11 protein-coding genes are annotated in these 13,555 nt (G+C 49.7%); 1 reads left to right on the top strand and 10 read right to left on the bottom strand.

Annotation, left to right across the window (positions count from 1 at the left end):
* Positions 1–13: 13 nt before the first annotated feature.
* Complete coding sequence (locus tag AC55FS_RS04400) at positions 14–1,288, bottom strand: O-acetylhomoserine aminocarboxypropyltransferase/cysteine synthase family protein (RefSeq protein ID WP_496934857.1); 1,275 nt, start codon at positions 1,286–1,288, stop codon at positions 14–16.
* Between the two features lie 153 nt (positions 1,289–1,441).
* On the opposite strand from AC55FS_RS04400, the gene radA reads away from it, so the two are divergent.
* Complete coding sequence (radA, locus tag AC55FS_RS04395) at positions 1,442–2,806, top strand: DNA repair protein RadA (RefSeq protein ID WP_496934856.1); 1,365 nt, start codon at positions 1,442–1,444, stop codon at positions 2,804–2,806.
* On the opposite strand, the gene AC55FS_RS04390 is transcribed toward radA, so the two are convergent.
* The 9 genes from AC55FS_RS04390 to AC55FS_RS04350 all read right to left on the bottom strand — a co-directional run bounded on the left by AC55FS_RS04390 (position 2,798) and on the right by AC55FS_RS04350 (position 13,532).
* On the bottom strand, positions 2,798–3,190 hold the full coding sequence (locus AC55FS_RS04390) for a Na+/H+ antiporter subunit G (RefSeq protein WP_496934855.1): 393 nt from the start codon (positions 3,188–3,190) through the stop codon (positions 2,798–2,800). The genes radA and AC55FS_RS04390 overlap by 9 nt on opposite strands.
* Before the next feature lie 3 nt (positions 3,191–3,193).
* Entirely contained in the window at positions 3,194–3,463 is a 270-nt protein-coding gene (locus AC55FS_RS04385; protein ID WP_496934854.1) for a K+/H+ antiporter subunit F, read from the bottom strand.
* Complete coding sequence (locus AC55FS_RS04380) at positions 3,457–3,945, bottom strand: Na+/H+ antiporter subunit E (protein WP_496934853.1); 489 nt, start codon at positions 3,943–3,945, stop codon at positions 3,457–3,459. The genes AC55FS_RS04385 and AC55FS_RS04380 overlap by 7 nt, the downstream gene beginning before the upstream one ends.
* The gene (locus AC55FS_RS04375) at positions 3,942–5,453 is read right to left on the bottom strand and encodes a monovalent cation/H+ antiporter subunit D (RefSeq protein WP_496934852.1); all 1,512 of its coding nucleotides are present in this window, start codon (positions 5,451–5,453) and stop codon (positions 3,942–3,944) included. The genes AC55FS_RS04380 and AC55FS_RS04375 overlap by 4 nt, the downstream gene beginning before the upstream one ends.
* Positions 5,454–5,455: 2 nt before the next feature.
* Positions 5,456–5,818, bottom strand: coding sequence for a Na+/H+ antiporter subunit C (locus tag AC55FS_RS04370; protein ID WP_496934851.1), 363 nt, complete (start codon positions 5,816–5,818; stop codon positions 5,456–5,458).
* Positions 5,818–8,616 carry a monovalent cation/H+ antiporter subunit A gene (locus tag AC55FS_RS04365; protein ID WP_496934850.1) on the bottom strand — a complete coding sequence of 933 codons (2,799 nt, stop codon included), beginning with the start codon at positions 8,614–8,616 and terminating at the stop codon, positions 5,818–5,820. The genes AC55FS_RS04370 and AC55FS_RS04365 overlap by 1 nt, the downstream gene beginning before the upstream one ends.
* A 174-nt stretch (positions 8,617–8,790) precedes the next feature.
* Positions 8,791–9,855, bottom strand: coding sequence for a uroporphyrinogen decarboxylase (hemE, locus tag AC55FS_RS04360; protein ID WP_496934849.1), 1,065 nt, complete (start codon positions 9,853–9,855; stop codon positions 8,791–8,793).
* A 107-nt stretch (positions 9,856–9,962) separates the two neighbouring features.
* Positions 9,963–11,948 carry an Ig-like domain-containing protein gene (locus tag AC55FS_RS04355; RefSeq protein ID WP_496934848.1) on the bottom strand — a complete coding sequence of 662 codons (1,986 nt, stop codon included), beginning with the start codon at positions 11,946–11,948 and terminating at the stop codon, positions 9,963–9,965.
* 153 nt (positions 11,949–12,101) lie between these two features.
* Positions 12,102–13,532 (bottom strand): FAD-dependent oxidoreductase, encoded by a 1,431-nt coding sequence (locus AC55FS_RS04350; protein ID WP_496934847.1) that lies wholly within the window; start codon positions 13,530–13,532, stop codon positions 12,102–12,104.
* Between the last annotated feature and the right edge of the window lie 23 nt (positions 13,533–13,555).

Raw genomic sequence — 13,555 nt, 5'->3', positions numbered from 1 at the left:
AGAGTATTTAAGCTCATAGCAGAGCCGCATCCAGTGCTTGTTGAATGTCTGCAATAATATCATCGACATGTTCAATACCAATCGACAGTCGAATCAAATCGGTACTCACCCCAGCACTTCGAAGTTCGTCGACGCTTAACTGACGATGTGTTGTGCTGGCTGGATGACAGGCCAAAGACTTGGCATCGCCAACGTTCACCAAGCGCTTTATCAAACACAGCGCATCAATAAACTTTGCACCAGCTTCTGCACCACCTTGAATACCAAAGCTTAGAATCGCTGACGGTTTGCCAGCAGTCATACGCTGTGCGACTTGGTAATAGGGACTATCGGACAACCCTGCGTAGTTCACCCATTTAACCTGTTGGTGCTGGTTTAAAAATGATGCGACGGCCATGGCATTTTCTACATGTCGATCCATACGCAGTGCTAACGTCTCCAAGCCCTGCAAAATCAAAAAAGCATTCATGGGTGACAATGCAGCGCCCATATTGCGCAGCGGTACAACTCGCGCACGGCCAATAAAGGCGGCTTCACCCATTGCATCAGCATAGACCACACCATGATAGGAGGGATCTGGCTCATTAAATCGGGCAAAACGAGGATTATCTCTCCACGGGAATTGGCCTGAATCGACGATGATTCCTCCTACGCTAGTACCATGGCCGCCAATATATTTCGTTAAGGAATGCACAACGATATCGGCACCGTGCTCAATAGGACGACATAAATAAGGTGTGGCCACCGTATTATCGACGATCAAAGGCAGACCATGCTGATGGGCTAAATCAGCCAGAGCCTTGATGTCCACAACATTACCGGCAGGGTTACCAATTGATTCACAAAAAACCGCTTTAGTATTGTCATCAATCAAAGCAGCCAAGGCATCAAAATCGTCACCAGAGGCCATTCGAACTTCTATGCCCTGCTGTGGAAAGGTGTGGGCGAATAGGTTATAGGTTCCACCATACAACTGGCTCACACTAACAATGTTGTCTCCCACCGCTGCCAGCGTCTGTATCGCTGCCGTAATCGCTGCCATGCCAGATGCCATAGCAAGCGCTGCAATGCCTCCTTCCATGGCAGCAATGCGCTGCTCAAGCACGTCATTGGTTGGGTTCATTATGCGGGTGTAGATATTGCCAGGTTCTTTTAAATCGAATAAGTCGGCACCGTGCTGAGTATCGCGAAAACTATAGGAAGTGGTTTGATAAATGGGAACCGCGACTGCCCGCGTCGTCGGATCTTCAGTAAATCCAGCATGTATCGCTTGAGTTTCCAGCTTCATAGTGCACAGCCCTTCTTGTTGTAAATACGGTTGGCAAAACTGCGGTACAGTGTATCAGAGCGTTTGCGTTTAAGAAGTCTTTTCATCCTCAGGTGTCAACCACGACTAAGGTCACGTACACTGCAACAGCAATAACAGATGTTGGTTAATTTCATGGCAAAAAAGAAAACTGCATATGTCTGCAGCGAGTGCGGCGCAGACCATAGTAAATGGCAAGGACAGTGCACAGGCTGCCACGCCTGGAATACCTTGCAGGAGTTCGTTGTATCCTCAGCCAAGTCATCTACCAGCCCGTCACGTTTTGGTGGTTATGCCGGTGCAGCACAACAACTGACGCGACTTGATCAAGTCGATTTGAATGAAGTGCCGCGTTTTAGTAGCGGTATGCAAGAATTGGATCGAGTGCTAGGAGGTGGCCTGGTACCAGGCTCAGCCATTTTGATTGGCGGACATCCGGGAGCTGGCAAGTCCACTTTGTTATTGCAAGTCATGTGTAGCCTAGCGTCTCACATGCCCGCGCTATACGTCACCGGCGAAGAAAGTTTGCAGCAAGTAGCAAGGCGCGCCAAACGACTTGGCTTACCCATGGATCAACTGCACTTATTAAGTGAAACCAATGTTGAGCAGTTAACCCAAACGCTACAACAACAAGCACCTAAAGTGGTCGTAATTGACTCTATTCAGGTCATGCACTTGGACGGAATTGAATCAGCACCAGGCAGCGTGTCCCAAGTGCGAGAAAGTGCGGCTCACTTGACTCGTTTTGCCAAACAAAGCAATACCGTTTTGCTGCTGGTCGGGCACGTCACCAAAGACGGAACCCTAGCGGGACCCAAAGTTTTGGAACACATGATTGATTGCTCCATCATGCTAGAAGGCAGTAACGACAGTCGTTTTCGCACACTGCGAGGTATCAAAAACCGCTTTGGTGCGATTAATGAGCTTGGGGTATTTGCCATGCTCGACAGCGGTATGAAGGAAGTTAAAAACCCCAGCTCTATTTTCTTAAGCCGTGGCGAGGATCCTGCTCCAGGCAGCGTGGTCATGGTGATCTGGGAGGGTACCCGACCGCTACTAGTGGAAATACAGGCACTAGTAGATGACAGTCACTTTGGTCACCCTAAACGTGTTGCTGTCGGCCTCGATCAAAATCGCATGAATCTATTATTAGCTGCCATGCACCGCCACGGTGGCATCCATTTAGGCGATCAGGATGTTTACGTCAACATAGTTGGCGGAGTTAAGGTATCAGAAACCAGCGCTGATTTAGCGCTGTTACTGGCCGCCTTATCCAGCTTCCGCAATCAGCCTCTGCCACAAGAGTTAATTGTATTTGGTGAAGTTGGCCTATCTGGAGAAATTCGGCCAGTTCCGTCGGGGCAGGAACGCATCAAAGAAGCTGCCAAGCACGGCTTCACCCGAGCCATTGTGCCCAAAGCCAACTTGCCCAAGCAGCCGATTGATGGCATGCAAGTGCAGGGAGTGGATTCCCTGCAACAGGCCATTGAATTAATTTGAAGAGTCGGTTTCTTCTTGCAAAGGTGCATCGCCGGGAAGTTGGCGTTCCGCGCGCTCTCGGCTGTCACTTGAGTGACCACCTTGTAAATGCTCTACTCGCCGATGCAGCGCTGCTTTCGCCAGCATATGTGCTGAAATTGGCGCAGTGATAAACAAAAACAAACTAATCACTAACTCGTGAATGCTGATGCTGCCCTCACGAAGCGTGTGCACCAACATAGAGGCCATCAATACCGAGCCAATACCCAAGGTGGTGGCCTTGGTGGGAGCATGCAGTCGGGTAAAAAAGTCGGGTAACTTGACCAACCCAATCGAACCAATTAATACAAACACACCACCAATAATCAGCAGCACAGCGATCAGTGTTTCAATCCATTCAGCCATAAATTACTCGATAATATCGCCGCGAAGCAGGTATTTACACAATGCTGCTGTACTGACAAAGCCAAGCATTGCGATCAATAATGCACCCTCATAGTAGAGCGCTGATACATTGTATATCCCTAATAAAATAATCAACGCAATACTATTAATGTACAAAGTATCTAACGCTAAAATGCGATCCGGCATACTAGGACCCAGCAATAAACGCCATACATTCAATGCCATCGCCAGCAGCACCATGCCCGCCGTTAGCTTCAATGCCCAATCTAACATGCAAAAATCTCCCGCAAACGCCGCTCGTAACCTTGCTTGATTGAAGCAATCAATTGCGCTTCGTCTTCCAAATGCAGAACGTGAATATACAACCACTTCCGATCCGTTGATAAATCAACGCTGACGGTGCCAGGGGTAAGAGAAATGGTACTCGCCAGGACGGTCTGTGGAAAATCGCCTGTTAGGTCGAGCGGCAACGCCACAAATCCAGGGCGTAACGAACGGTTAGGACTGAGCACCCGACGTGCGACATCAAGATTCGATAAAATGATGTCCCACAATAAAACCAGGACATACAGGGGAATCAATATGGGGCGATCAATTCGAGTTTGATCATTCGAAAAAGGAGCTGCTAATACACCGATGCCCCAGGCCAAAATACCTCCCAATACCAGATGACCAGCACTAAAGTCATTTAACAGCAGCCACACTATCCACAGCAGCAGGCTGTGAACTGGCATTGGAAATAAGCGCTTAATCATAAACCTGCCTCCACCACTTCAGACAGATCAATGCCACGGTAGAGCTCTTGCGCTGCGGCCTCACTTAAATCCGTTAAAGGACCAGCAAAAACGACCATTAATACCGACATTGCTATCAGGCTGAACAGTGCTAACCACTGCAAACTATGGGCTCGTACATCACTGCCCGGCTGGCCCTGAATACGCCAGAACATGCTAGTTCCTGCACGCGAAAAAACCACCAAAGCGGAAAGTCCGGATACTAACAATGCCGTCCATATCCAAGCCATCATGTCATGGTCAGCACTGACTTGCAGTAGCCAAACTTTGCCGAGAAAACCAGACAAAGGTGGCATGCCGACCATCGCCATCGCTAGAACAAAAAACGCAATGCCGAGAGGCACAGCCTGTGGTAGTGGTTTAGCCTTTACGAAGCGATCTTGTGCCTGGCCTCGTTGCTCTTGAATCAGACCAGATAATAAAAATAGAGCCGCTGACATGAGCGTACTATGAATCAGATAATAAATGGCCGCGGCTGTTGCCTCTACCGTACCTATGGCAATAGCCACTAGCAGTGTGCCAGCCGACACCACCACTAAATTAGCAGTCAGTGTCTTCAACGTTTGACTGGCCAGAGCAGCTACCGCACCCACCATCAGTGTTGCCAAACCCAAAGCCCAAAGCCAATCACTGGCTAGTCCACTCAGGTCACCGGCCTGATCACCAAAGACTGCGGTATGTACTCGCCAAATGCTATAAATCCCCACCTTGGTCATAATGGCAAATAACGCAGCTACCGGAGTTGAAGTCATGGAGTACGTTCTGACTAACCAAAAATGCAAGGGCAACATAGCTGACTTCAAGCCGAATACGAGCAGCAATAATAGCCCACCAGCTTTTGCCAGAATCTGATTATCTGCACTCAGCTGGCTAGCTTTCATTGCCATATCGGGCAAATTTAACGTACCGAAGCTGGCGTAAATAATGCCTAAACCAATCAAAAAGAAGGCCGATCCAATCAGGTTTAGTAACACATAGTGCACCGCCGCCTGGGTTCTATGTTTGCCGCCCCCATGGATTAACAAAGCGTATGAGGCAATCAGCAGCACTTCAAAGAAAACAAACAGATTAAAAACATCGGCCGTTAAAAACGCGCCGTTGATGCCCATAATCTGAAACATAAACAGTGGTTGAAAAAACGGCCCTCGAGCATCGTCACCAGCGCAAGCATACCAGTGCGCCGTCGTTGCCAACACAGCCGTCAATAACAGCATTAATGCAGCCAGCTGATCGGCCACCAACATAATGCCAAACGGTGGCTGCCAGTCACCAAGAAAATAGAGTTGTGGAGCCGAACTGGCCGCACGGCCCAGAAGCAATACCGCTATCACCAATAAACCAAGATTCGCCGCCATCACCAACGGACGTTGACGCTCCAGGTTGTCATGAAAAGGCGGCAACAGCAGCGCTATGGCCGTTACCAAAGGTACCAGTACCGGTAGAAAAACCAAATGATCCGCTAACACCACCGTTACTCTCCCTGTGCTTTTTTGCGCTTATTCAGCACATCATCGCGAACCTTGCCATCGACCTGGTCATTGCCTAGGTCTGCACGGGCGCGCAAAGCCAGAATGATGGCAAACGCCGTCATGGCAAAACCGATCACAATCGCCGTCAACACCAAAGCCTGAGGCAACGGATCGGCTGGATTTGAGCTTTGCCCGAGAATCGCCGCCTGATTGACCGTCAAGCGGCCGGAAGCAAACAAGAATAAGTTAACCGCATACGATAATAAGGTTAATCCCAACACCACGGAAAAAGTGTGGCTACGCATCACCAGATACACGCCTCCCGTGGTCAGAATGCCAACACAAATGGCAAATACGGTTTCCATTAGTTCGATACCCCCGACTTCGGACGCTCTGTGGTGGTTAATTTGCCGAGGTTGGCAAGAATCAACAGGGTGGCACCAATGACGGTTAAATACACACCCAGATCAAACAGCATGGCACTGGCCAGCTCAAACTTACCAACAAGAGGCCACTTAAAGTACTCAAACCAGGTTGTCATAAAGGGGCGCCCAAATAACCAACTGCCGACACCCGTCGCCACCGCAATGATCAAGCCGGTAGCAATAATGCCATGATAACTGCCAGCGCCACGCTCTTTCATCCAATCAACACCATGAGCAATGTACTGCTGAATTAAAGCAATTGCGGTAATCAACCCGGCGATAAAACCACCACCTGGCAAGTTGTGGCCGCGTAAAAAGATATAAGCCGATACCAATAGCGCCAACGGCAGTAACGATTGCGATACCAGACTTAGCATCATGGGGTGCTTATCTTCTGACCAGGAACGACCACGATAATCACTGGCCGGAACAAACAAGCGCATCCCTGCCAACAATTTAAAGATGCCTAATGCCGCAATGCCCAAGACGGTGATTTCCCCGAGGGTATCGTAACCACGGAAGTCGACCAAAATGACGTTAACCACATTGGTACCACCACCGCCCGTTTTGCTGTTTTCGACAAAAAACGTCGAAATACTTTCTAGCGGACGAGTAATAATGGCATAACAAATCGTGCCAACCACAGCACCAACTAAGGATGCAATCGTTAGGTCACGCATAATTCGCTGCGGTGGTGAATCACGCAGGCTGGCATGCTGTGGCAAAAAATACAGTGCCAGCAAAAACAGCACTATGGTCACCACTTCCACCGACAGCTGTGTTAGTGCCAAGTCTGGCGCAGAGAAATAAGCGAAAGTGATTGAAACGATTAAACCGACAATGGATATCAGCACCAGAGCCAGTAAGCGTTTATGGCTGAACACCACAGTGGTAATGGTTCCAACTACCAGAATTAATGCAGCACTGATCACCGCCCAATTTAGCTCTTGCTCAGGACGACTACCCAGCGCAACCTCTAGCTCCAGCATTGGCCAACCAGCAAACACTAGGGCAGTAGCCACCAGAGCAAAGGCATAGCGCTGCAGTGAGCCATTATCAAACCACTCGGTAAAACGCTGGGCTGCAGCGGTAATACGCTGAATATTGCGCTCAAACTCTATCTTAGCGTCCCATTCAATAAATTGATCTTGGAACGCAAACAATTGCCCGCGGTTATAGTACAGCCAGCCACCGCCCAACACCGCCATGGCACTCATTAACAAGGGCAAATTAAACCCATGCCATACTGCTAAGCTAAATTCCGGCAGCGACTGCCCTATCACAGCACCAGCTGCTGCACGTAACAGCTCTCCGACACTTTGCTCCGGCGCCATACCCACTAACAAACACAACACTACCAGCACCTCAACAGGCACTCGCATATAACGCGGCGGCTCATGAGGAGTTTTTGGTAAGTTAATCGGCTCGCCGTTAAAGAAAACATCGTGAATAAAACGCAATGAGTAAGCCACCGCCAAAGCACCGCCTATGGTCGCCATAATAGGAATAACCCAGGATAGCGAGCCAAAGGTTGACTGATGTAGAGTCTCTGCAAATAGCATTTCTTTGGACAAAAAACCATTCAGCAAGGGCACACCCGCCATTGACGACGCTGCCACCATGGCCAAGGTTGCGGTATAGGGCATGTACTTCCACAAACCATTTAATTGGCGCATATCGCGAGAGCCAGATTCGTGGTCAATGATGCCAGCGGCCATAAACAGCGACGCTTTAAACACCGCATGGTTAATGATATGGAACACGGCAGCAATGGCTGCTAACTGGGTATTCAAGCCAAACAGCAAGGTAATCAGCCCTAAGTGGCTAATGGTTGAATAAGCCAGCAGCCCCTTCAAGTCGTGCTTAAACAAGGCAGTGTAAGCCCCCACTAACAAGGTCGATAAGCCGACTAGCGACACAGTAATAAACCACAAGTCCGACTGCGCCAGTACCGGATAAAAGCGGGCCATCAAGAACACACCGGCTTTGACCATAGTGGCTGAGTGAAGATAAGCACTGACCGGAGTGGGGGCAGCCATGGCATGGGGCAGCCAGAAATGAAACGGGAACTGGGCAGACTTAGTAAAGGCACCCAGCAGTACCAATATCATGATGGCGGGATAAGCGTCACTGGCCCGAATCAGATCTCCGCGCTGTAGCACTTCGGTTAGGGTATAACTGCCGGCCACTTCTCCTAATAAAATCAAACCAGCCAACAGAGCCAAACCACCCGCTCCAGTGACGGTCAGCGCCATGCGGGCACCCTTACGTGCTTCTGTTTTGCCACTCCAAAAACTGATCAGCAAAAATGAGCTGATGCTGGTCAGCTCCCAGAAAAACCAAAGCTGCAGCAGGTTATTGGACAAAACAATGCCCAACATAGCAGTCATAAACAGAATCAGGTACGCGTAAAAGCGCCCCATATGATCTTGCTCTGACAGGTAATAGCGCGCGTACAAAATCACCAGCAAACCAATGCCGAGAATCAGTAAACTAAACAGCAACCCAAGCCCATCTAGATGAAAGGCTAGCTGCAGCCCCAGCTGCGGCACCCAGTCGTAACCCACCATCAAGCTACGTTCGGCGAACACGTCGGGAATGCATTGCAATACCAGCATCAATGCAATGGCAGGTAACGCTGCCGTCAAGGCGGCTGAAGCGCTGCGGCTGAATCGAGTCGTCAGCAAAGGAACTAGGGTTCCGAGCAAAGGGAGAAGCGGAATCCACAATAGATTCATGTATGTGCACCCATCAACAATACCTGTTTGGGCGCAAATCGCCCCTGTTTATAACTGTCTATCATAATACACAGAATAATAGCGTCGCTTTACTGTACGACAAGCACCTTGCGGTAAAGAATGGCCGTCGGGAGGTTGCAAAGTATGTGCAACCTCCCCGGCTAAGAAAGAGATTTACGCGTGATAAGCCGGACTGAGTTCAGTCACAGCTTCGACAAAGACCCTGGCATGTTCCGGATCTACAAATTGATGAATACCATGCCCCAAATTAAAGACATGGCCACTGCCGTGACCATAGCTGCTTAAAATTCGAGCGACTTCGGCACGAATCGCATCTGGAGATGCGTACAACACGCTTGGGTCCATGTTGCCCTGTAACGCTACTTGGCTGCCAACACGCTGTCTGGCGTTGCCAATATCTGTGGTCCAGTCCAGACCAAGTGCATCGCATCCGGTAGCGGCCATAGATTCTAGCCACTGGCCGCCGCCTTTAGTAAAGAGAATCACTGGCACAGGCTGGCCGTTGTGCTCGCGCTTTAAACCCGCCACGATCTGCTGCATGTACTTCAAGGAAAATTCTTGGTAACACACATCAGACAAACTACCTCCCCAAGTATCAAAGATCTGTACGGCTTGGGCCCCGGCATCAATCTGGGCATTAAGATAATCAATCACTGACAACGCCAACTTGCCTAGCAGCTGGTGCATCATCTCTGGCTGGCTGTACATCATGGCTTTAACGTGGCGGAAATCTTTAGACGAACCACCTTCGACCATATAGGTCGCCAAAGTCCACGGACTTCCAGAAAATCCAATCAGAGGCACTCGGCCATTGAGTTCGCGCCGAATAGTGCTGACAGCGTCGGTTACGTAGGTCAGATCAGAAAGGGTATTAACGATGGGCAGGGCATCAACGTCTTCTTGACTGCGTACTATCTTACGAAAACGCGGCCCCTCACCCGTTTCAAAGTACAGCCCCAAGCCCATAGCATCCGGGATCGTCAGAATATCGGAAAATAAAATGGCAGCATCCAGTGGATAGCGCTCCAGGGGCTGGATGGTGACTTCGCAGGCCAGCTCGGTGTTTTTACACAAGGCCATAAAATCACCCGCTTGCGCCCTGGTTGCCTTGTATTCAGGCAGATAGCGCCCTGCTTGACGCATCATCCAGACAGGAGTGCGATCCACAGGTTGCTTGAGCAAGGCGCGCAGGAAACGGTCATTTTTGAGTTCGGCCATGGGAGTTCCGCTATCAGTTCGAAATGGCCGCCACTATAACAAATACGAGACCGGATTCAGATACAAAAAAACCCGGCTTAAGCCGGGTTGGGTGTATATGATTTCTATCAGCGTAATGTAGCTACGCCAACTTCAGACCCACCGGATGTCGTGATGGACAACGAGATCTTTTTAGGATCGTCTTCTGCTTCATAAGAAACGAAAAATAACCTTCCATAACTTGACAGCAGCCCGGTATAGGTAGCCGGCATAATAGTCCAGCTATCCCCTACCGCACCGCCACCGAAAGTGGTGTAGCCGTCTCCAGATACATTGAGAGTTGTACCATTCCCGGGGAACGACAAATTGCCATCCATTACATATACATAGAAGCCACCAGAAGCCCCTAGGCTTCCCGTGAATGGTGTAAAGTCATCACCATTCCGCTGCAGAACCTGAAATGTCACGGAATTATTCGTTGCCTGAGCCAAACTCACTTGGGAGCGCACATACATTAAGCTGGCACAATGCCCTAACGCCAGAGCAGCGTCCGAGCACAAAGCACCTTGGTAATAACCTGGCTTACCATCACGAACACCGTCAAAATCAAAATCAGCAACAAACTCCCCTTCATCGTACATTGCATTTTCATACGCCACTTCATCATTACGGATATCGATATTGGGGAAATAGTTATCCGGGTCTGTTAGGCTTCCTTGAGTAATCAAAGAACGCGCTAGATCATGAATACTAGGATGTAGGTTTAAGCGATCATCATCTCTAACACCTTCGAAAAACTCTTCATAGGGCTCGCCGACATCATAAACACCATTATTATTGGTATCCGTAAAGCCGGCCGAACCCTGTGTATAAGCCAGAATAGTAGTCATACCAAATACAGTCTCAGCGACATTATTACTAACTCGGCGGGGGTCGTGTTCGTTATAAAGCTGCCGACCCGAGTTTTCAAAATCGTCTTCTTGTCCTGGTCGATATCCACCGCTAAACCAAGTAACCGTGCAACGACCGCTCTCTGTGAGACATGTTGCCTCTCTAAAGTTACCGCTTTCCGCTGTAAAAGTGACGATGGTGTTATCTGCAACAGGGTTCTGGAACTGATCTGCTACCGATGCAGTGATTTCTACTTCCACTCCCAGAACATCGTAGGAGGCAGGGTTAGTAATTTTTGCAGCAATCGCAAAGCTATCTTGATCAGCAATACCAGTTGTAACCGAGATGGGCTGTGAGCTGGTGCCAATCACAGTTACACCATCGTTGGCGGTGGTTGTTGCACGCACTGAAACGGTTGTATGAGCACTGCCCGATTGCACAATGGCACGAGCTACGCCAGACTCATCCGTTACCGCACTATCGACTGCAAGATTCACCCCACCCGTGTCGTTGGTCAAAGAAAAGTTGACAGTTTTGCCTTCAATCGGGTTATTGGTTTGGTCTAATACGGTAAAACTAACTGTTGTTAATTTCGGCAAGACAGGGTCGCCAATACGGTTTATCGAAATTCGAGGAGCGGTAATTCCAGTATAAGTAATAGCCCCTACTTCTGGCGGCTCTACTTGCAATGCCAAGGTAGCAACATCTAACGCAGTCTCTAAATCAGCAACACCATTCTCTACGTTATATAAGGTGAAAGAGACAATATCTTCCCCTGAGCAGCCCTTGGCTTCATAGGTAGCGCTTACTTCACCACTGGAAGTAATTAGCTGGTCTTTACTAAAAGATGCTTGAGCAGGCTCAGCTCCCGAACAACGTGAGCTAAATACAACAGCATAGCTTTTAGAAACAATCTTCTTGTTGCCGCTGTCAGCATCAACGATATTCGCCTTGATCTGAGTGGTTCCACCAGCGCTCAGATTTAACAGCGTTGCTTCCAGCGCACCAGAATTAAAGTCTGAGCCAACTCCGGTACCAATCCGAGGGGATGTGATTTCAGTTCCTGTGGTGACATCATCAGAACCGCTATTATCACCAGAGTCCCCTGTGCCATCGCCACCTTGAACGACAGATCCACCATCATTGCCACCGCAGGCCGTCAAAAAGCCGGCCATTAGCATTGCCAGCAGAGTCATGGGCTTGTACATGCGCTTACGCTCCATCTTGTCTCGTCCCATCGGGTTGTATCGCTTTGCTCGAAAGAATAACACCTGATCGGGGAATCAGCCATAAAACAAAAGCGCGGCCCCGTGCCTTCTGGGGTCGCGCCTTGTACCTTCTATCGGGAAGTTAGCAGTCTTTACTTAGCGGTGACATTACACATCGAGATAATCGAGAATGCCCTCTGCTGCTTGTCTGCCTTCCCAAATGGCGGTCACGACCAAGTCTGACCCCCGCACCATATCCCCGCCCGCAAAGACCTTAGGGTTGGTGGTTTGAAATTTATAAGTCTGCTCTTCCGGCGCGATTACCCCATCCCAGCTGTTTAGCTCAATGCCAAACTGCTGAAACCAAGGAGCGGGGCTGGGACGAAAACCAAACGCCACTAACACCGCATCGGCTGGAAGAATTTCTTCTGAGCCTTCCACAACCTGTGGCCGGCGACGCCCATTGTCGTCTGGTTCGCCTAACTCTGTCGTGACGACTTTCACACCTTCGACTTTCTCTTCGCCAATAATGGCCACTGGCTGGCGATTGAATAGAAACTTAACGCCTTCTTCACGAGCATTTTGCACTTCTCGTTTTGAGCCTGGCATATTGGCTTCATCGCGTCGATAAGCACAGGTCACACTGGCGGCCTGTTGGCGAATGGAGGTGCGATTACAATCCATGGCGGTATCGCCACCACCCAGCACCACCACCTTTTTACCTTTCATACCAATGAAGTCGCATTCCTTTTGCTCAAAGCCGAGGTTGCGATTGACGTTGGCGATCAGGAAATCCAGTGCATCGTGCACGCCAGCAAGGTCTTCGCCAGGGAAACCGCCTTTCATATAAGTGTAGGTGCCCATACCAAGGAAGACAGCATCGAACTCATCGATTATCGATTGAAAATCAACGTCTTTGCCCACTTCGGTGTTGAGGCGGAACTCAACCCCCATGCCCTCAAACACTTCACGGCGGTTGCTCATCACGCTCTTTTCCAGCTTGAACTCTGGAATGCCGAAGGTCAGCAAGCCGCCGATTTCTGGATATTTGTCGAACACCACTGGGCTAACACCATTACGTGCCAGAATGTCGGCACAACCCAAACCAGCAGGCCCAGCACCAATAATGGCCACACGTTTACCAGTTGCGACCACATTGCTCAGGTCAGGGCGCCAGCCCATGGCAAAGGCGGTATCGGTAATGTATTTCTCAACATTGCCGATTGTCACGGCGCCAAAGCCGTCGTTTAGCGTACAGGCCCCTTCGCACAAACGATCCTGCGGACATACTCGACCACAGACTTCGGGCAAGGTGTTGGTGCGATGACTCAGTTCAACGGCTTCAAGAATATTGCCTTCGCTGGCCAGCTTCAGCCAGTTAGGAATGTAGTTATGAACCGGGCATTTCCATTCACAGTAGGGGTTGCCGCAATCCAGGCAACGATGGGATTGCTCCGCCACCTGCTGCGGCTGAAACGGCTTATAAATCTCTACAAACTGCTTTTTGCGCGTTGAGATCGGTTTTTTATTAGGATCACGGCGGCCAACATCCACAAACTGGAAGTGGTTGTTCAGCCGTTGCTTAGAACTCTTGCTCATTTCACGTCTCTCTCTATCACCCT

The organism is Bacterioplanes sp. CLAM21, from assembly GCF_059641015.1.
This window is presented reverse-complemented; position numbering and strand designations above follow the sequence as displayed.